Source organism: Amnibacterium sp. (assembly GCF_051956055.1).
GTDB lineage: Bacteria > Actinomycetota > Actinomycetes > Actinomycetales > Microbacteriaceae > Amnibacterium.
Map to the genome: position 1 here is coordinate 26,359 of NZ_JBQCGC010000003.1, position 18,966 is coordinate 45,324.

The 18,966-nt window shown below is 74.0% G+C and carries 18 protein-coding genes; 8 read left to right on the forward strand and 10 right to left on the reverse strand.

Features of this window, described 5'->3' with window-relative positions; translation table 11 throughout:
* Nucleotides 1–49 precede the first annotated feature (49 nt).
* Together ACTHLI_RS00565 and ACTHLI_RS00570 are read right to left on the reverse strand one after the other, a co-directional pair.
* The gene (locus tag ACTHLI_RS00565) at nucleotides 50–1,717 is read right to left on the reverse strand and encodes an FAD-binding dehydrogenase (RefSeq protein WP_440180702.1); all 1,668 of its coding nucleotides are present in this window, start codon (nucleotides 1,715–1,717) and stop codon (nucleotides 50–52) included.
* 61 nt (nucleotides 1,718–1,778) lie between these two features.
* The gene (locus ACTHLI_RS00570) at nucleotides 1,779–2,675 is read right to left on the reverse strand and encodes a carbohydrate ABC transporter permease (protein ID WP_440180704.1); all 897 of its coding nucleotides are present in this window, start codon (nucleotides 2,673–2,675) and stop codon (nucleotides 1,779–1,781) included.
* A 106-nt stretch (nucleotides 2,676–2,781) separates the two neighbouring features.
* Here ACTHLI_RS00570 and ACTHLI_RS00575 point away from each other — a divergent pair, with 106 nt between their 5' ends.
* A complete protein-coding gene (locus tag ACTHLI_RS00575; protein WP_440180706.1) occupies nucleotides 2,782–3,219 on the forward strand; it encodes a TlpA family protein disulfide reductase in 438 nt (145 codons plus the stop codon).
* Nucleotides 3,209–3,664, forward strand: a complete 456-nt coding sequence (locus ACTHLI_RS00580; protein ID WP_440180708.1) for a DUF4395 domain-containing protein — start codon at nucleotides 3,209–3,211, stop codon at nucleotides 3,662–3,664. The genes ACTHLI_RS00575 and ACTHLI_RS00580 overlap by 11 nt, the downstream gene beginning before the upstream one ends.
* On the opposite strand, the gene ACTHLI_RS00585 is transcribed toward ACTHLI_RS00580, so the two are convergent.
* Nucleotides 3,648–4,862 carry an MFS transporter gene (locus ACTHLI_RS00585; RefSeq protein WP_440180709.1) on the reverse strand — a complete coding sequence of 405 codons (1,215 nt, stop codon included), beginning with the start codon at nucleotides 4,860–4,862 and terminating at the stop codon, nucleotides 3,648–3,650. The two genes, ACTHLI_RS00580 and ACTHLI_RS00585, sit on opposite strands and share 17 nt — an antisense overlap.
* Before the next feature lie 65 nt (nucleotides 4,863–4,927).
* Here ACTHLI_RS00585 and ACTHLI_RS00590 point away from each other — a divergent pair, with 65 nt between their 5' ends.
* Together ACTHLI_RS00590 and ACTHLI_RS00595 are read left to right on the forward strand one after the other, a co-directional pair.
* Nucleotides 4,928–5,482, forward strand: coding sequence for a TIGR00730 family Rossman fold protein (locus ACTHLI_RS00590; protein ID WP_440180711.1), 555 nt, complete (start codon nucleotides 4,928–4,930; stop codon nucleotides 5,480–5,482).
* Entirely contained in the window at nucleotides 5,479–5,883 is a 405-nt protein-coding gene (locus tag ACTHLI_RS00595; protein WP_440180713.1) for an NUDIX hydrolase, read from the forward strand. The genes ACTHLI_RS00590 and ACTHLI_RS00595 overlap by 4 nt, the downstream gene beginning before the upstream one ends.
* A 63-nt stretch (nucleotides 5,884–5,946) precedes the next feature.
* On the opposite strand, the gene ACTHLI_RS00600 is transcribed toward ACTHLI_RS00595, so the two are convergent.
* Both ACTHLI_RS00600 and ACTHLI_RS00605 read right to left on the reverse strand, forming a co-directional pair.
* Nucleotides 5,947–6,822 carry an endonuclease domain-containing protein gene (locus tag ACTHLI_RS00600; protein ID WP_440180715.1) on the reverse strand — a complete coding sequence of 292 codons (876 nt, stop codon included), beginning with the start codon at nucleotides 6,820–6,822 and terminating at the stop codon, nucleotides 5,947–5,949.
* A 115-nt stretch (nucleotides 6,823–6,937) separates the two neighbouring features.
* Complete coding sequence (locus tag ACTHLI_RS00605) at nucleotides 6,938–8,296, reverse strand: GH1 family beta-glucosidase (RefSeq protein ID WP_440180717.1); 1,359 nt, start codon at nucleotides 8,294–8,296, stop codon at nucleotides 6,938–6,940.
* 102 nt (nucleotides 8,297–8,398) lie between these two features.
* On the opposite strand from ACTHLI_RS00605, the gene ACTHLI_RS00610 reads away from it, so the two are divergent.
* Both ACTHLI_RS00610 and ACTHLI_RS00615 read left to right on the forward strand, forming a co-directional pair.
* On the forward strand, nucleotides 8,399–10,378 hold the full coding sequence (locus ACTHLI_RS00610) for a TPM domain-containing protein (RefSeq protein ID WP_440180719.1): 1,980 nt from the start codon (nucleotides 8,399–8,401) through the stop codon (nucleotides 10,376–10,378).
* A gap of 49 nt (nucleotides 10,379–10,427) precedes the next feature.
* The gene (locus ACTHLI_RS00615; protein ID WP_440180721.1) at nucleotides 10,428–11,171 is read left to right on the forward strand and encodes a PspA/IM30 family protein; all 744 of its coding nucleotides are present in this window, start codon (nucleotides 10,428–10,430) and stop codon (nucleotides 11,169–11,171) included.
* A gap of 203 nt (nucleotides 11,172–11,374) precedes the next feature.
* Here ACTHLI_RS00615 and ACTHLI_RS00620 read toward each other — a convergent pair whose 3' ends face one another.
* The 5 genes from ACTHLI_RS00620 to ACTHLI_RS00640 form a co-directional block, all read right to left on the reverse strand.
* Nucleotides 11,375–12,337: a ferritin-like domain-containing protein gene (locus tag ACTHLI_RS00620; protein ID WP_440180723.1), complete on the reverse strand. Its 963-nt coding sequence runs from the start codon at nucleotides 12,335–12,337 to the stop codon at nucleotides 11,375–11,377.
* A gap of 182 nt (nucleotides 12,338–12,519) precedes the next feature.
* On the reverse strand, nucleotides 12,520–13,347 hold the full coding sequence (locus ACTHLI_RS00625) for an aldo/keto reductase (protein ID WP_440180725.1): 828 nt from the start codon (nucleotides 13,345–13,347) through the stop codon (nucleotides 12,520–12,522).
* Between the two features lie 35 nt (nucleotides 13,348–13,382).
* Complete coding sequence (locus tag ACTHLI_RS00630) at nucleotides 13,383–15,209, reverse strand: thioredoxin domain-containing protein (RefSeq protein ID WP_440180727.1); 1,827 nt, start codon at nucleotides 15,207–15,209, stop codon at nucleotides 13,383–13,385.
* A gap of 83 nt (nucleotides 15,210–15,292) precedes the next feature.
* A complete protein-coding gene (locus ACTHLI_RS00635; RefSeq protein WP_440180729.1) occupies nucleotides 15,293–15,499 on the reverse strand; it encodes a hypothetical protein in 207 nt (68 codons plus the stop codon).
* A 149-nt stretch (nucleotides 15,500–15,648) separates the two neighbouring features.
* A complete protein-coding gene (locus ACTHLI_RS00640; RefSeq protein ID WP_440180731.1) occupies nucleotides 15,649–15,924 on the reverse strand; it encodes a GlsB/YeaQ/YmgE family stress response membrane protein in 276 nt (91 codons plus the stop codon).
* Between the two features lie 144 nt (nucleotides 15,925–16,068).
* Here ACTHLI_RS00640 and ACTHLI_RS00645 point away from each other — a divergent pair, with 144 nt between their 5' ends.
* Entirely contained in the window at nucleotides 16,069–17,163 is a 1,095-nt protein-coding gene (locus ACTHLI_RS00645; RefSeq protein ID WP_440180733.1) for an NADH:flavin oxidoreductase/NADH oxidase, read from the forward strand.
* 64 nt (nucleotides 17,164–17,227) lie between these two features.
* On the forward strand, nucleotides 17,228–18,966 hold a 1,739-nt coding region (gene hrpA, locus ACTHLI_RS00650), incomplete at its 3' end, for an ATP-dependent RNA helicase HrpA (protein ID WP_440180734.1).

The window sequence follows — 18,966 nt, forward strand, 5'->3', positions numbered from 1 at the left end:
GGTGCGTCGCCGTCGGCGGGAGGTCCGCGCCCGCTGCGGCGTCCGGGTGTCAGAGCGCCGCGGCCAGGCTCCTGCCCACCACGCGCCCCGTGAACAGGCAGCCGCCGAGGAACGTGCCCTCGAGCGCGTTGTAGCCGTGCGCGCCGCCGCCGCCGAAGCCGGCCGCCTCCCCCGCCGCGTACAGGCCGGGCAGCACGGCCCCGTCCGCGCCGCGCACGCGGCCGTCGAGGTCGGTCTGGATGCCGCCGAGCGTCTTCCGGGTGAGCACGTGCAGCTTGACCGCGACGAGCGGGCCGGCAGCCGGGTCGAGGATGCGGTGCGGGGTCGCGACCCGGGTGAACCGGTCGCTCAGCGCGCGGCGCGCGTTGTGGATGCTGTGCAGCTGCAGGTCCTTCGTGAACGGGTTGGCGAGCTCGGCGTCACGCTCCCGGATCTGCCGCTCGAGCGGCCCGAGCTCGAGCGGCGCCTCCGGGGCGATGCGGTTCATCCCCGCCACGAGCGAGCGCAGATCGTCCGCGACCACGAAGTCGGCGCCGTGCCGCTCGAAGGCCGCGACCGGCGGCGTCGGCCCGCGCCCGAGCCGCGTGCGCAGCAGCATCCGCCGGTCCCTGCCGGTCAGGTCGGGGTTCTGCTCCGAGCCGGAGAGTGCGAACTCCTTCTCGACGATGCGCTGCGACGCCACGAACCAGGAGTGGTCGAACCCGGCGATGTCGGGATCGGTGCGCAGGAGGCGCAGCGTGCCGAGCGTGTCGTGCCCGGGCAGCCCCGGCGCGGGCAACCGGCGCCCGAGCGCGTCGAACCACATCGACGACGGGCCGGGCAGGATCCGGATGCCGTGGCCGGCCCAGATCGGGTCCCAGTTCGCGACCCCCTCCGTGTAGTGCCACATGCGGTCCTTGTTGACGACCCGCGCCCCTGCGGCCTCCGCGATGCCGAGCACGCGGCCGTCGACGTGCGCGGGCACGCCGGTCAGCATCCGGCTGGGCGGCGTGCCGAGCCGCTCGGGCCACATGGCTCGCACGAGGTCGTGGTCCGCGCCGATGCCGCCGCTCGCGAGCACCACGGCCTGCGCGGTGCAGCTGAACTCCCCGACGACGTCCCGGTTCGACGCGACGCCTCGGGGCGCGTCGTCGGGCGCGAGCACCGCGCCGCGCACCCCGACCACGGCGCCGTCCTGCACGAGCAGGCCGTCGACGCGGTGCCGGAACCGCAGCTCGAGCAGGCCCGCCTCCGCGGCCGCCAGCGCCCGTGCGGCGAACGGCCCGGACACGCCCGTCCCGGTGCCCCACGGCAGATGGAAGCGGGGCACGGAGTTGCCGTGGCCGCCCGCGCGGCCGTCGCCGCGCTCGGCCCACCCGACGAGCGGCGTGAGCCGGATCCCCTGCCGACGCAGCCAGTCCCGCTTCTCCCCCGCCGCGAACGCGACGTAGGCCTCGCCCCAGGCGGCGCCCCACCGGTCCTCGTCCTCGAGCCGGTCCCACTGCGCGCTGCCCCGCCAGTCCTGCCAGGCCAGCTCCGCCGAGTCCCGGATGCCCCACCGGCGCTGCTCGGGGCTGTCCACGAGGAACAGGCCCCCGAACGACCAGTACGCCTGACCGCCGAGGTTCGCGGCGCTCTCCTGCTCGATCAGCACCACCCGCCGCCCCGCGGCGGTGAGCTCGGCGCACGCGACGAGCCCGGCGAGGCCGCCTCCGACCACCACGACATCCGCGTCCAACGCTCCTCCTCGAGGGTCAGGTGACCTCGACCCTGCCACGCCGGCCGGGAGGCCGGGGCGATCAGCCCTTCACGGAGCCCGCGGTGAGGCCCGACGTGATCCGGCGCTGGAAGAGCAGCACGAGCAGCACGAGGGGGCCGGCGGCCACCACCCCGGCCGCCATGGTCGCGCCACCGCCGGTGAGCTCGGCGCTGAAGTTCGCCACGACGACCGTGACCGTGATGGTCGGCTGGACCGACAGCACCGATGCGACGAGGTACTCGTTCCAGTTCGCGATGAACGTCAGCAGCGCGACGGTCACGACCGCGGGCGCCATGAGCGGCAGCATCACCGACACGAACGCCCGCGACCGGCTGCAGCCGTCGACGCGCGCCGCCTCCTCGAGCTCCCACGGCAGGTCCCGCAGGAAGATCTGCAGCGTGTATGCCGCGAACGGCATCGAGAGCGCGATGTACGGGATGATCAGCGCCTGGAACGTGCTCGCCCAGCCGATCGTCGAGAAGAAGGCGAAGAGCGGGGTGAGGAGCGTGACCCCCGGGAGCATCGAGGCGGCGAGCACCGCACCGGTCACGACGCCCCGGCCGGGGAACCGGAAGCGGGCGAGCGCGTAGCCGCCCGACACGCCGAGCACGAGCACGATGCCGGTGACGAGCGCCGCGATCCCGAAGCTGTGGACGAGGCCGGGCAGCAGCAGCGCGTACGGATCGAAGGCGTCGACGTAGTTCGCGAGCGTCGGGTCCGCGGGGAACGGCGACGTCGAGTACACCTCGCCCGGCTGCCGGAGGGACGCGGCGACCATCCAGTAGACGGGCAGCAGGCACCAGAGCACGATCAGGGCCGCCTGGATGCCCGTGCCCGCACCGCGGCGCAGCGCTCGACGGCGCCGGAGCCGCCGCCGGTCGACGGCGAGCACCGGCCGCTCGGCGCGGGCCGCCACCGGGCCGGCCAGCGCGGTCACGCGCACCCCCTCGTGCTGCTCGCCTGCATGCCCGCAGGCTACGGGCGCCCGTCATGGAGCGTCATGGAGGCGGGACGCGCGCCGCGGGGTCCGTACCGTGGACGCCGTGTCCCCGCTGCTCGCCCTGCTCGTGCTCGTCGTGCTCGTGGCGCTGACCACGGCCGTCGGCGTGGTGCTCCGCGCCCGTGCGGGGCGCGCCGTGGCCGGCTCGGCGGAGCGCATCGCGCCCGCGGACCTCGGCGGGGTGGCGCCGTTCGGGACGCGCGCGACCCTCGTCCAGTTCTCCACGCCCACGTGCGCGCAGTGCCCCGGCACGGCCCGCCTGCTCCGCGGCGTCGCAGGCCGGCACGAGGGCGTCGAGCACCTCGAGGTGGACCTCGCCCGCCATCCGGAGGTCGCCGACCGCTTCGGCGTGCTCCAGACCCCCACCACCCTGCTCCTCGACGCGGGACACCGCGTCCGGGCGCGCATCGGCGGCGCACCGCGGCCGGAGGCGCTCGAGACCGAGCTCGAGACCGTCCTGGGAGGCTCCCGTGTCCACTGATCGTCCCCCGCTCGATCCTCGGGGCCCCCGCTTCGGCGCGGGCATCACCGCGGTGCTGCTGCTCGTCGACCTGTTCCTCGCCCTCACCGGCAGGGGCGTCGCGGCGACGGTGCTGCTCGCGGCGATCTGCCTCCTGTTCGCCTGGGGCGCGTTCGCCGGGATCGGGCGGCATCCGTACGGGCTGCTGTTCCGCGCCGCGGTGCGGCCCCGACTCGGGCCGCCCGCCGAGCTGGAGGACGCCGCACCGCCGACGTTCGCGCAGGGGGTCGGCTTCGTCATCTCGTTCGTCGGGGTCGCGCTCGGCGCCTTCGGCGTCCTCCCCGCCCTCGTCGTGTGCGCCGCGCTGGCGTTCGCGGCCGCGTTCCTCAACGCGGTGTTCGGGTTCTGCCTCGGCTGCCGGCTCTACGTGCTGCTGCTGCGGGCCCGCGTCATCCGGCCGGCGTAGCCGCCTGCTCCGCCCCGTCCCGCGGCCGGCGGAGGTGCAGCAGCAGGATCGGCGCGGCGGCGAGCCACGGCACGGCGACGAGGCCGAGCAGCAGCGACGGGTCGAGCCCCGACACCGCGCCCGCGACCGCGGCACCGATGGCCGCGGTGACCGCACGGGTGCCCGCGGCGACCACGAACACCTGCGCCCGCACGTCGGGCGGGCTCTCCTCCTGCCGCAGCCGCAGCATCGACGCGACGCCGGTGGCGTCCGGGAGCCCGGAGGCCCCGAGCGCGATCGCCGCGAGCAGGAAGGTCGGGCTGAGCGCGGCGAGCAGGGTGAGGACCCCGGTCGCGGCGAAGCTCACGGCCATCATCCGCCGCGGCGGCACGACGGCGATGCGGGCCGTGACCGCGGGGACCGCGACGAGCAGCGCGCCCCCGACGCCGCCGATCGAGAACGCGGTGAGCAGCAGACCGCCCGCGCTCTGCGGGAGCCCGCGATGCACGGCGAGCAGCACGGCGACGACCGGCATCATGCCCCCGCCCAGCTGCACGATCGCGCCCGCCACCACGACCCGGGCGAGCGGACCGTGCGTCACGAGGTGCCGGGTCGCCCTCGCCACGCCGCGCACGAGCGAGCGGGGATCGGCGGCACCGCCGCGGCCGGAGATCGGGAGCAACTGCAGCAGCAGGCCGCCGACGAGCATCACGCCCGCGAGCGCGAGCAGCGCGCCGGTCGCGGTGAGCAGGGCGCTCATGCCTGCCACGATCGCGGGGCCGGCGATGCCCGCGATGTTGTAGCTGAGGGCGTCGACCGCGAAGCCCCTTGCGTGGTCCCCCGGCATGGCCTCGTCCACCCAGGCGGACAGGCCGCCGATGAAGACGGGGACCGCGCAGCCGCCGGCCGCGAGCGCGATCACGACGACCGCGAGCGGCACGGTGCCGACGAAGGCGGCGAGGGCGAGCGCCGCGGCGAGCACCGCGGCGCCCGCGAGCATGAAGCGCTTCGGGGACCGCACCGCGTCCGTGAGGGCGCCGATCACGGGCGCCGCGACGACGCTGGGGGCGTTCAGCACCGCGATCAGCAGGCCGCCGACGGCGACGCTGTCGAGGCGGGTCGCCGCCGCGAGCGCGAGCGCCACCCCGGCGCCGTTCGTGACGAGCCGGACGGGGATGGCGCCGGCGAGGTAGACCGCCTCCGCCCGCCGTCCCGTCACCCCACCAGCCTGGCAGGCCGGTCCGACGCCGGGCCGCGAAACGAACCTCGCCTACGATGCGCCGCGTGACGGAACGGGTGATCAAGGCGGTGGCGGTGTTCTGCGGCGCGCGCGACGGGGTGGACCCGAGGCACCTGGAGGCCGCGGCCGCGGTGGGTCGCGACCTCGCCGGACGCGGCATGACCGTGGTCTACGGCGGGGGCGGCACCGGACTGATGGGGGCGGTGGCGAACGGAGCACTGGCGGCGGGCGGCACGGTGATCGGGGTGATCCCGGAGGCCCTGATCGGCCCCGAGCTCGCGCACCCCGATCTGGCGCAGCTGCACGTCGTGCAGACGATGGCCGAGCGCAAGGCGATGATGGCCGAGCTCGCGGACGTCTTCGTCGCGCTCCCCGGCGGCGCCGGGACGCTCGAGGAGATCGTCGAGCAGTGGTCGTGGGCGATGCTCGGCTACCACGAGAAGCCGTGCGGGTTCCTCGACGTGCTGGGCTACTGGTCGCCCATGCGGGAGCTGGTGACGCACATGGTCGATCAGGGCTTCCTGTCCGGGCGCGGGGCCGCCATGATCCGGTTCGAGTCCTCGCTCGAGCCGCTGCTCGCGGCCCTCGAGGGCGCGTGAGCGACCGGGTGATCCGGGTGGTGGCGGCGCTCGTCACGGACCCGGAGGACCGGCAGCTCCTCGTGCGGAAGCGCGGCACCGACCGGTTCATGCAGGCGGGCGGCAAGCCCGAGCCGGGCGAGACACCCGCGGGCGCGCTGGTCCGCGAGCTGGCCGAGGAGGTGGGGCTCGACGTCCCCGAGGCGGCGCTCGTCCCGCTCGGCCCGTTCACGACCGAGGCGGCGAACGAGCCGGGGCATCGGCTCGAGGCGGCGGTGTTCCGTCTGCCCCTGAGCGCCGATGCGGCCGCCGCGGTGGAGCCCCGCGCGGAGATCGAGGAGCTGCGGTGGTGCACCACGGCGGAGGCCGCCGCCCTCGGCGACCTCCTGGCGCCGCTGGCCCGCCTCCTCCTCCCCTCCTGACCCACTTTGCTCACGCTTCTGGACGCCGCAGGGGCGTTGCGGCGTCCGGAAGCGTGAGCGAAGTCAGCCGACGAGGGCCTTCACCCGGCGGATGAGCGCCGAAGCCCGCGGCCCGCGGAGCTGGTCCGCCGTCACCCGGATCACGGTCCAGCCGTGCTCGCGCATCCGCTCGTACCGCTGGATGTCGTACTGGAACTGCTCGCGCTCGAGATGGTCGCCACCCTCGTACTCGACGGCGACCATGCGGTCGCGCCAGATGAGGTCGGGGTGCACGACCTCGCCGGGCAGGTACACCTCCGCATTCAGCTCCGGCTCTCGGATTCCCGCCCGGGTGAGCAGGAGGCGGACCCGCGTCTCACCGGGGCTGGCGCACCCGCGACGGATCTCACGCAGCGCTTTCCGCAACCGGTCGCCTGCGGGTCGATACGGGACGTGCGCCGCGGCCCGCATCGCGTCCAGCAGCTCGCGATCGGCCCACAGCACCGCGTCACCGAGCTCGATCAGCTCGTCCACGGCGAGGAGCGGCGCCATCTGCGCCCACGCCTCGTCCATCCGCACGACCGGCAGTCCCCCGAGATCGACGACGGGCGGCGCGATGCGGATCCGATGCCCTACCACGCCACGGGTCGTCGGAGCCCGGCCGGGCATCACGACCGCGACGTGCAGGTCGAGCTCCTCCTCGAATGCGCGGGCGAGCGGCAGCCCCTGGAGCAGGACGGCGGTCTGGTGGCTGAAGGACTGACCGGGCTTCATGCGGACCCGGTACGCGGTGCAGCGCTCGCGGAGCGTGCCGAAGGAGCTGACGATTTGCACGCCGTGGAAGGGCCGACGGATGTCCCGACGCCGCAGCCGTCCCTGCCCCACGCCGGCGCGCTCGGCGTCGGCGCGGCTGAAGGCTCGGTGCTGCAGGTCGTCGGGAAGCGGTCGGGGCTCGGCCATGGCGAGCATCGTGCCCATGCGGCAGGATGCACGCCTCCGGTTCTCCACACCCCCGGGTTTGCTCACGCTTGTGGACGCCGCCGGGGCGTTGCGGCGTCCAGAAGCGTGAGCAAAGTCAGGCGTCGGGGAGGTCGCCCGTGCGGATCAGCTCCGCGAACCAGCGGGCGCTGTCCTTCGGGAGGCGTTCGAGCGTGTTGTAGTCGACGTGGACGATGCCGAACCGCTTCGAGTAGCCGAGCGCCCACTCGAAGTTGTCCATCAGCGACCACACGAAGTAGCCCCGCAGATCCGCGCCGCGCGCGATCGCGTCCTGCGCGGCCGCGAGGTGCCGGCGGAGGTAGTCGATCCGATCGCGGTCGTGCACCGCCCCGTCCTCCACGACGTCCGGGAACGCGGCTCCGTTCTCGGTGACCATCAGCGGCAGGTCCGGGTAGGTCTCGTGGAGCGAGACGAGCAGGTCCGTGAGACCGGCGGGATCGATGTTCCAGCCCATGTCCGTGAGCGGGCCCTCGGGCGGCAGCACCTCGACGACGTCGGCACCGGTCCACGGCGACGGCTCCGGCTCGGCGGGCGCATCGCGCAGCCGCACGTGCGAGGTCGAGTAGTAGTTCACGCCCAGCACGTCGATCGGCTGCCGGATGGCCTCGAGATCGCCGTCCTGCACGAACGACCAGTCCGTGATCGCGGAGGTGTCCTCGAGCAGGTCGGCCGGGTAGGCGCCCTCGAGCATCGGGCCGAGGAACACGCGGTTGCCGACCGCGTCGAGCCGGCGGGCCGCCTCGGGCCCGGTCTCCCCCTCCGGCCGGAACACGTGGAGGTTCAGGGTCACCGACACCTTCGCGTCCGGCAGCACCGCCCGCACCGCCTGCGCCCCGAGCCCGTGGGCGAGGTTCAGGTGGTGGGCGGCACGGAGGGAGGCGAGCGGGTCGGTCGCGCCGGGGGCGTGCACGCCGGCGGCGTAGCCGAGGAACGCCGCGCACCACGGCTCGTTGAGGGTCGTCCAGGTGTCGACCCGGTCGCCGAGGGCTTCGGCGACCGCGCCCGCGTACTCGGCGAACGCCTCCGCGGTCTCCCGGACGCGCCAGCCGCCGCGGTCCTCGAGCACCTGCGGCAGGTCCCAGTGGTACAGCGTCGCGACGGGGGTGATGCCCCGCTCGAGCAGGCCGTCCACGAGCCGGCCGTAGAAGTCGAGGCCCGCCCGGTTCACGGCGCCCCGCCCCTCCGGCACCACCCGCGGCCACGCGACGGAGAAGCGGTAGGCGTGCAGCCCGAGCGACGCCATCAGGTCGAGGTCCTCGTCGAGCCGGTGGTAGTGGTCGTCGGCGACGTCACCCGTGTCGCCGCCGTACGTGCGGCCGGGCGTGTGACTGAACACGTCCCAGACCGACGGCGTCCTGCCGTCCTCCGCCACCGCCCCCTCGATCTGGTACGACGCCGTCGCACTGCCGAGCACGAACCCCTCCGGGAACCGCATACCGACCTCCTCGTCCGCATCGATCCTTTCATCCGGTGCAGACCATCGGCACATCCGGTGCGCGGGCGCGCCCACTACGATCCGGTGATCCAGGAGGAACGGATGCGACTGCACCGCGTGACCCTCGGCCTCGTCGTCGCCGGGCTGCTCACCATCGGAGGGGCCTCGGCGGCCTGGGCGGAGTCGCCCGTCGCGCTCGGGTCGCAGCAGCTCGTCGACGAGGCCGGCGTCCTGTCCTCGAGCGAGCAGACGACGGTGCGGAACGCGATCGAGTCGTACGACTCGTCGACCGGGTCGGACCTGCGGATCGTCTTCGTCAAGACGTTCCAGAACCCGACGGACCGGCAGAGCTGGGCGATCGCCACGGCGCAGCAGAGCGACTCGTCCACGAAGGTCGTGGTGCTCGCGGTCGCGACCCAGGACCGCAACTACGGCATCGCCCGTTCGAACGACTTCCCGCTCGACCGGTCCGCCCTCGATCAGGTCGCGACGAACGACCTGGTGCCGCGCTTCAAGCAGAACGACTGGGCCGGTGGCGCGACGGCGTTCGCGAAGGGGCTCCAGCAGGCGCAGTCCGGCGGCGGAGGCATCAGCAGCGGCTTCATCACCCTGTTCCTCCTCGTCGCGCTCATCGTCGTCGTCGTCATCGTCGTCGTGGTCCTGCGCAGGCGCTCCAGGCAGGCGGTCACGGCGGGCGGCGGCGCCACGGCGGTCGGGCCACCGCCCGTCGATCAGAAGACGCTGGACCAGCAGGCGAGCCGCGCGCTCATCGCGCTCGACGACGACCTGACGACGAGCGACCAGGAGCTGGGGTTCGCCGTCGCGGAGTTCGGCGACGCCGCGGCGAAGCCGTTCGGCGACGCGCTCGCGGCCGCGAAGCAGCGGGCGCAGGAGGCGTTCAGGATCCGGCAGCAGCTCGACGACGACGTGCCCGAGACGCCGGCGCAGCAGCGGGAGCTGACGGAGCGGATCATCGCGCTCTGCGCCGAGGCGGAGCAGGTGCTCGCGGACCAGAAGTCCGCGTTCGACGACCTCCGGAAGCTGGAGCAGCAGCTGCCGACGGCCGTCCCGGCCGCGTCCGACACCTTGCAGCGGCTCACGGCGAGATCGGCGGAGGCGGCGAAGGCGCTCGAGGTCATCCGGACCCGGTTCGGCGCGGACGCCGTCCGCGGCGCCGCGGACGACCTGCAGCAGGCGGACGACCTCCTCAAGCTGGCCAGGCACGCGCTCGGCGACGCGGGCAGCGAAGGCGCCACGAACGCGGGCGGCGGGGCGGTGGCCCTCCGCAGCGCTCAGCAGGCGCTCGCGCAGGCCGGGTCGCTGCTCGATGGCATCGTGTCCGCTCCCGCCGAGTTCATGGCCGTGAAGCGGCAGCTCGACGCCGCCGTCGAGGACACGAGGAAGGACATCGCGGAGGCGGAGCGCACCGGGTCGAAGGACAAGGAGCTCGTGTCGGCGGTCGCGGCTGCGCGGGCCGCGCTCGACGCCGCCGATCTGCAGGCGCCGCCCGCCGGGCTGTCCACGGTCGAGCAGGCGAACGGGCGCCTGGACCGGGCTCTGGCGCCCGTGCGCGATCGGCAGCAGCGGCAGAGCCGCGCGGTCGCGACCCTGCCCCGCGCCCTCGAGTCCGCCGACCAGGCGGTGCGGGACGCCCGCCGGTACATCGAGAACCGCCGGGGCGGCGTGCGCAGCGAGGCCCGCACCCGGCTCAGCGAGGCGCAGCGCGAGCTCGACCGCGCGCACGCCCTGCAGCAGTCGGACCCGGTGGAGGCGCTCACGGCCGCCCAGGACGCGCTCTCCCTCGCGAACGACGCGATCGGCCACGCGCAGCGGTACATCGACGACTTCCGGAACGGCGGCTGGGGCGGAGGCGGCTGGGGCGGAGGAGGCGGCAACGGCGCCTTCGGCGGGGCCGTGCTCGGCGGGATCCTCGGCGGGATCCTCGCCGGCGGCGATCGTGGCGGCGGCTGGGGCGGAGGCGGCTGGGGCGGCGGAGGCGGCGGCTTCGGCGGCGGCGGGGGTGGCGGCTTCGGCGGCGGAGGCGGCGGCGGCTTCGGAGGCGGCGGAGGCGGTTCGTTCTGACCCGCCCAGGACACGAGCACGGCACGACAACCCGACGGAAGGAACGCACATGGTGAAGCAGTCGATCTTCGGCCGCATCTCGACCCTGGTCCGCGCGAACATCAACTCGCTCATCGACCAGGCCGAGGATCCGGAGAAGATGCTGGACCAGCTGGTCCGGGACTACACGAACTCGATCGCGGAGGCGGAGGACGCGGTCGCGCAGACGATCGGCAACCTCCGCATGCTCGAGCAGGACCACAGGGAGGACGTCGACGCGGCAGCCGACTGGGGCCGCAAGGCCCTCGCCGCGTCGACCAAGGCGGACGAGCTCCGCGCGGCCGGCAACACGGCCGACGCCGACAAGTTCGACAACCTCGCGAAGGTCGCGATCGGCAAGCAGCTGCAGAGCGAGAAGGAGGCGAAGGACGCGGAGCCGACGATCGCCTCGCAGACGGAGGTCGTCGACAAGCTCAAGGAGGGCGTCTCCGGGATGCGGACGAAGCTCGACCAGCTGCGCGCGAAGCGCAACGAGCTCGTCGCCCGGTCCAAGACCGCCGCGGCGCAGACGCAGGTGATGGGCGCGATGCGCTCGATCGACATCATGGATCCGACGAGCGAGCTCGGCCGCTACGAGGAGAAGGTCCGTCGCGAGGAGGCGAAGGTGCTGGGTCAGCAGGAGCTGGCCGCCGACAGCCTCGACAAGCAGTTCGAGAGCCTCGAGGACCTCGGCACCCAGTCCGAGATCGAGGCCAGGCTGGCCGCCCTCAAGCAGCCGGTGGAGCTCACCGCCACCCCGCACCGGGAGCAGTAGACCGGTCCGGCTGACACACCGCACCGCTCGGCGGAGCCGAAGGCTCCGGACGTAGCGTGACGCGCATGAAGCGACTGATCGTCCGTCTCCTGATCGTCGCGGCCGCGTTCGTGCTGGCGAACCGCCTGCGCGACGGGCAGTGGCACGTGACCGCCTGACGCGGTGCGGCCCGGCCGGGACACCGGCCGGGCCGCGCCGTGCGCTCAGGCGCTGACGTGGATCGTGCCGTTGACCCCGTGCGGGTAGAAGCCGCCCTTCGTGGCCGGCTTGCCGGACAGGTTGAGGTAGACGATGTCGAGCACCCGCCCCGGGGTGCGGCTGTACGCGATGCTGTTGCCGTCGGCCGGGACGAGGTTCGAGACGTCGCGGTTCCCGATGCCCTGGTCGTCGTCGCCGGGGCCGTCGAGCAGGTCGCGGGCGTCGGACAGCTTCTGCACCGTCCCGTAGACGCTCGGGTTCTCGTACCCCTCCGCGTACAGCGCGCTGCGGATGATGCCGCCGTGGTACGCCTCGACCGCGAGGATGCCGGCTGCGGCGTCCAGATAGGTCTTGCTCGTGATGAGCGGCGCCGCGCCCTTGTACGCGGTCACGCCCACGTCCTCGAACAGGAACGCGCCGAGGAGGAAGTTCTGCTCGTTCGCGAACGGGTCGAACGTCTGCCCCTTCTTGATGACGCCCGCCGCGGTGGCGGCTGCGGTGAAGCTGGTCCGCAGATCGATCGAGGGCCGCGACACCTTCGCGCCGCCGAGCGCGCTCCGGAGGAACGCGACGTGGTCCTTCTCGTCCTTCGCGATCTCGTTCGCGATGTTCCTCAGCGCCTTCGTGCGGAAGGGCACGCGGTGCCCGCCGGTGACCCAGCCGCGGTCGCAGCGTCCCGTCGTCATGTCATCGGGGAGGCCGCTCCCGGTCGCGGCCCTGAGGTAGAACTCGGCCTCGAGGTACTCCAGGTTGAGCGCGAAGTTGAGGATCGAGCCGTCGTTGATCCCTCCCGCGTGGTCGTGGTCGCGGTCGTGATCGGTGGCCGCGAACGCGGGGGCCGCCGCGCCGAGGACGGCCGCGCCGGCTCCTGCGCCGGCGATGCCGGCCATCGTGAGGAGCTTGCGGCGGTCGACGGCGGTCTCCGCGCTCCGATCGACGACCTGGCCGAGGAATCTGGTTCCGAACATGGGGTGGTGCTCCTCAAGGGACGAGCGTCGGCGCCCCGACGGGGGCGCCGTGACCCCCGGGCAGGGGTCATGGCTCGGACGCTAGGAGCGCGGCCGGATCCGGAGGAAGGCGCAGTGGGCGTTCTCCCAGCGCCGAGCGACCGGATGCGCGCGGACGCTACGGAATCGGGCCCGGACCGTCCTCAGAACTCCTCGTGGGTCCTCGGATCGGCGCCCTCCGCGCGACCCAGGTCCGAGAGCGCCGCGACCTCGTCGGCGGACAGCTCGACACCGAAGACGTCGAGGTTCTCGGCCTGGCGCGCGGGGCTCGCCGACTTGGGCAGCGGGATGACACCGATCGCGACGGACCAGGCGAGCAGCACGACGCGCGCCGAGACCCCGTGCGCGACGGCGATCCTCGTGACGACCGGATCGGCGAGCAGGTCCGTGTGCTTCCCGAGCGGCGAGTACCCCTCGGTGAGGATCCCGCGCTCGGCGTTGGCCGCGCGCAGGGCGTCGTTCGGCGTGTACGGGTGCACGAGGATCTGGTTCACGACCGGCGTCACCCCGGTCTCGCCGATGATCCGGTCGAGGTGCTCCGGGAGGAAGTTGGAGACGCCGATCATCGACACGAGGCCGTCGGCCCGCGCCTCCACGAGCGCCCGCCAGGCCTCCGCGTAGAGCCCGACGCGGGGGTTGGGCCAGTGGATCAGCACGAGATCGAGACGGTCGAGCCCGCTGCGGAAGAGGCTCTCCTCGATCGCCCGCCGCGCGAGGTCGTGCCGGTGGTAGCGACCGGGCAGCTTCGTCGAGTACACGATCGTGTCCCTCGGCACGGCCGATTCCGCGACCGCACGCCCCACGGCGCCCTCGTTGTCGTAGTTGAAGGCCGTGTCGAGCAGCCGGTATCCCGCGTCGAGCGCGGTGCGGGTCGCGGCGACACCGTCCGCGCCGCGCAGGTCGTAGGTGCCGAGGCCGATGGCCGGGATGCGGGCGCCGTCCTGGCCGGCGAGGAGGGGGATGTCGGGCATCGGCCCAGACTGGCAGCCGCGCCTCCGAGCGGGTCTCAGCCGAGCGCCGCCGGATCGGTGACCGGGAGCCGGCAGACGAAGTCCTCGCAGACGTACGCGGCGGCGCGCCCGTCCGCGGTGGTGCGTCCCGCGAACAGCTCGAACCCGGCCGCCGCGAAGGCCCGCGCCGTCGCCTCATCGACGACCGCGGTGATCGCCGCCGGCACGGCGGCGGCCGCACGGGCGAGCGGACCCCCGACCTCCCCCACGACGACCACCTGGCGCACCGGCGCGGCCATCGCGACCGCGAGGGCGAGCGGGGCGCCCGAGCCGATCGGCCGCTCGAGGCCAGCCGCGACGAGCGGCGCGATCCCGGCCGCCGCGGCCTCCCGGTAGGCCCCGTCACCCGTGAGGAGGAACAGGAGCCAGGCGGCCCGGGCGATCGCGCTCGGCCCGGAGGGCGCGGCGCCCTCGCTCGTGTCGGAGCCGCCTGGGACGCCGAGCGCGGTGAGGACGGGGTCCGATGCCGGCGCGACGAGTCGGCCGTGCCGCAGGCACCCGTCGACGAGCTCCCGCGCGATCACGGCCAGATCGACGCGCCCGGCGGCGATCGCGACCTCGAGCAGCCCGCTCGCGAGGGCGCCGTGGTCCTCGAGCGTCGCGACGGCGTCGGAAGGACGCCCGTCGAGGCTCGCCCGCAGCAGCGTGCCGCCCCGGCGGTTCGCCGCGAGCACCGCGTCCGCGGCGGCTTCGGCGAGCGCGATCCAGGAGGGCTCGCCGAACCGGACCCCCGCGGCGGCGAGCGCCCCGATCGCGAGGCCGTTCCAGCCGGTGAGCACCTTCGAATCGACCCCGGGCTGCGGCTGCGCCCGGCGCGCGTCGGCGTCGAGCGCGTAGTAGCCGCCTTCGCTCCGCACCCCGTCGACGTCGCTCTCCGAGTCCTGCGCCGACCCGAACGCCCCGCTCGGGCGCCGCAGCACGTCGCGGAGGAACGCGATGACACCCGCCGCGACGTCCCGGTCGCCGACCTCGGTGTACGCCCGCAGGAGCATCGCGTTGTCGGTGAGCATCCGCTCGTAGTGCGGCTCGGTCCAGTCGCGCCGGACGGCGTAGCGGAAGAACCCGCCCTCCACCGGGTCGCGGAGCGCGCTTCCCCGCATGGCGCCGAGGGCCCGGTCGGCGAGTCCGCCCGCGGTCGCGCGGTGGGCGTCGTCGAGCAGCGGGGAGGTGCGCATCGCGATGAGCGCCAGGAGGAGCGGTGCGACGGGGAACTTGGCCGCGCCGCCGAACCCGCCGTGCTGCCGGTCCTCCGCGCGGCCGAGCTCGTCGACCGCCCGCGCGAGGAGGTCCGAGGTCAGCGGGACCTCCGGGGATGTCGCCGCGGCCGCCTCCCTGAGCGCCGCGTCGAGCCCCGCCGCGGAGGCCTCGACCTCGCCGCGCCGGTCCCGCCACGCCTCGGCGACGGCGTCGAGCACCTGCCGGAAGGACGGATGGCCCGCGAGCGGCCGGGGCGGCGAGTACGTGCCCGCGTGGAACACCCGCCCCTCCGGGGTCATGAAGACGTTGAGCGGCCACCCGAGCGCCGAGGTGAAGGCGCCCGCCGCCGCGAGGCATGCGGCGTCGACCTCGGGGTGCTCCTCCCGATCCACCTTGATCGCCACGAAGCCCGCGTTCAGGCGGGCGGCGAGATCCGGGTCGCTGAAGCTCTCGCGGGCCATGACGTGGCACCAGTGGCAGGTCGCGTAGCCGATGGAGACGAGCAGGGGCACGTCCCGTTCCCGGGCGGCCGCGAACGCCTCCGGACCCCACGGGTACCAGTCGACCGGGTTGTCCGCGTGCGAGCGCAGGTACGGGCTGACGGCATCACGCAGCCGTTCCGCCATGTGCCCTCCTCACCCCGCCAACCCCCGGTGGTCGAGGTGCGAGCGGAGCGAGCCTCGAGACCACCCCCGCACCCCGCGCCTGATCAGCCCGCGTCGACGTCGTCCACGTCGGTCGTCAGCTCCGGCCCCTCGTTGCGGCTGATGTCGATGAGGTCCGGGTCCTGCTCGCGGTCGACCTGCGCCGACTCCTCGTCCATCGCCTGCTGCACGGCCTCGTCCTCGTCGACCGGGGACGCGTCGGGGCCGCTGCCGAACTCGGGACCGGGACCCTGCGGGGTGCTGTTGCTCATGCCCCCTCTCTACCGGCTCCGGATGGGAAGGCGCCGCCCGCCGCCTCCGCGACGACCGCGACCAGGAGAGGGCGCGAGGTCACCGTCCGCCGTACGACGCACGAGAGCGCCCCGCCCGATCCGGGCGGAGCGCTCTCGAGGGGGGTGGGTCAGACGGTCCGGCCGGACCGTCGCTGCACGAACATGTAGATCAGCAGCACGATGATCGCGCCGATGATCGACAGGATGATGCCGGACGGCGAGATCGTGAAGCCGCCGCCCGAGAATAGCGACCCGATCAGGCCGCCGACGAACGAGCCGATGATGCCGAGGACGATCGTGGCGACGATGCCCATGTGCTGTCGCCCCGGCACCACGGCCCGGGCGATGAAGCCGGCGATCAGACCCACCACGATCAGGGTGATGATGAACCAAAGGGTGCCCATTGCGGATTCCGTCCTTTCCAGACGGCTCACAGCATCCCGATACCCCCTGAGCCTGACCTGATCTTCTCCTGAACGTCCGCCGACGAAGCGGCGGACTGATGCGCCGAGCGGAATACGCGCGGCGCCTCCCGGGTCGATCCCTCCGTGACCAGCTCCGCACTCTTCCAGCCCGTCCGGATCCGCTCCCTGACCGTGCCGAACCGGCTGTGGGTGAGCCCGATGTGCCAGTACTCGGCCGAGGGGCGGGACGGGATGCCGACGGACTGGCACCTCGTGCACCTCGGCGCCTTCGCGCAGGGCGGCGCGGGGCTCGTGCTGACGGAGGCCACGGCGGTGAGCCCGGAGGGCCGCATCTCCGCCTGGGACCTCGGCATCTGGAACGACCAGCAGCGCGACGCGCTCGCACGCATCGTGGCCTTCCTCCACGCGCAGGGCTCGCTCGCGGGGATCCAGCTCGCCCACGCCGGCCGCAAGGGATCGACCTATCCGGAGTGGCTCGGGCAGGGTTCGCAGTCGCTCGAGGACGGCGGATGGACGACCGTCGCCCCGTCCGCGGAGGCGTTCGAGGGCTACGCCGCGCCCGTCGCACTCGACGAGGCGGGCATCGCGCGGGTGGTCGACGACTTCGTGGCGGCCGCCCGCCGCGCGGTGGACGCCGGCTTCGACGTGATCGAGCTGCACGCGGCGCACGGTTACCTGCTGCACCAGTTCCTCTCCCCGCTCGCGAACCACCGCACGGACGCCTGGGGCGGTCCGCTGGAGCACCGTGCACGCCTGCTGCTCGACGTGATCCGCGCCGTCCGGGCGAGCGTGGGCGACACGGTGCCGCTGCTCGTCCGGTTCTCCGGCACCGACTGGACCCCGGGCGGCTGGACGATCGAGGACACCGAGACCGTCGCCGGCTGGGCCGCCGAGGCGGGCGCGGACTGGTTCGACGTGTCGAGCGGCGGGGTGGTCGCCGGGGCTCGGATCCCGGTCGGCCCGGGCTACCAGGTGCCGCTCGCCACCGCGGTCCGGACGGCGACCGGCGTGCCGGTCAACGCGGTCGGGCTCATCGACGACGCGGAGCAGGCGGAGGCGATCGTGGCGTCCGGTCAGGCCGATGCCGTGATGCTGGCGCGCGCCCTGCTCCGCGACCCGCACCTCCCGCAGGCGTGGGCCGCCCGGCTCGGTGCGGAGGTGCAGTGGCCCGTCCAGTACCGCCGCGCGCAGCCGCGCCGCATCGCCCAGCGGGCCTGACGTGCATCTCGAAGGGGTTCCTGTGGGCCTTGGGCCGACAGGAACCCCTTCAAAATGGAATGCCATGCCTGCCGACGACCTCGTGATCTCCTACCCGCCCGGGCTGCCGGTCAGCGCGGTGCGGGAGGAGATCGCCGCGACGATCGCCGCGCACCAGGTCGTGATCGTCGCCGGCGAGACCGGCTCGGGCAAGACGACGCAGCTGCCGAAGATCGCGCTCGGACTCGGTCGCACCGCCATCGCGCACACGCAGCCGCGTCGCATCGCCGCGCGCACGATCGCCGAGCGGATCGCGGAGGAGCTCGACGTGCCGCTCGGGGGCCTCGTCGGCTACTCGGTGCGCTTCACCGACACCTCCGGGCCGGACACCCGCATCCGGCTCATGACGGACGGCATCCTGCTCGCCGAGATCCGCCGCGACCGGGAGCTCCGCCGCTACGACACGATCGTGCTCGACGAGGCCCACGAGCGCAGCCTCAACATCGACTTCCTGCTCGGGTACCTGAAGCGGCTCCTCCCCCGCCGCCCCGACCTGAAGGTGATCGTCACGTCGGCGACGATCGACGTGGAGCGGTTCGCCGCGCACTTCGCGGACGCGCAGGGGACGCCCGCCCCGATCGTCGAGGTCTCGGGGCGCACCTACCCGGTCGAGATCCGGTACCGACCCCTCGTGGTGGAGGACGCCGGCGACGACGAGGACGACCCGGATCCCGGCGGCTCGGAGGACCGCGACCTCGTCACGGGGGTCCAGGAGGCGCTCGACGAGCTCGAGCGCGACCTCCCGGGCGGCGACGTGCTCGTGTTCCTGTCCGGCGAGAGCGAGATCCGGGACGTGGCCGACGCCCTCCGGGGCCGGTACGCGGGCCGCACGAGGCCGACCGAGGTCCTGCCGCTGTACGGGCGTCTCTCCGCCGCCGAGCAGCACCGCGTGTTCGAGCGGAGCACGACCCCGGGTCTCGACCGGCGGATCGTCCTCGCGACGAACGTCGCGGAGACGAGCCTCACGGTGCCGGGGGTGCGAGCCGTGATCGACGGCGGCACGGCGCGCATCTCGCGGTACTCCTCCCGCGCGAAGGTGCAGCGGCTGCCGATCGAGGCGATCTCGCAGGCGTCCGCGAACCAGCGCTCCGGGCGGGCGGGGCGCACGAGCGACGGCATCGCGATCCGGCTCTACGCCGAGGAGGACTTCGAGCGCCGGCCCGCGTACACGGATCCGGAGATCCTGCGCACGAGCCTCGCGGCGGTCATCCTGCAGATGCTCTCCCTCGGGCTCGGCGACATCGAGGCGTTCCCCTTCCTCACCCCGCCGGACTCGCGCGGCGTGAAAGCGGGCCTCGACCTGCTCCGCGAGCTCGGCGCGCTGCAGGAGCACCGGCAGCCCGAGCTGACCCGGATCGGGCGGGACCTCGCCCGCCTCCCGGTCGACCCGCGGTTCGGGCGCATGCTGCTCGAGTCGAAGCGCCACGGCGTGACCGCCGACGTCATCGCGATCGTCGCCGGGCTGACGGTGCAGGATCCGCGGGAGCGACCGGCGGACCGGAGGGCGGAGGCCGATCAGGCCCACGCGCGCTTCAGCGACCCGACGAGCGACCTGCTCGCGCTGCTGCGGCTCTGGCACCATCTCGAGCAGCAGCGGCGCGACCTCTCCTCCTCCGCGTTCCGGCGGCGCTGCCGCAGCGAGTTCCTGAACTTCGTGCGGGTGCGGGAGTGGCAGGACCTCGTGCGGCAGCTCACCTCCGTCGCGAAGGACGCGGGCATCCTTCGTCGTTCAGGAGATCCGGCCGCCGCCGGCCCGGATCTCCT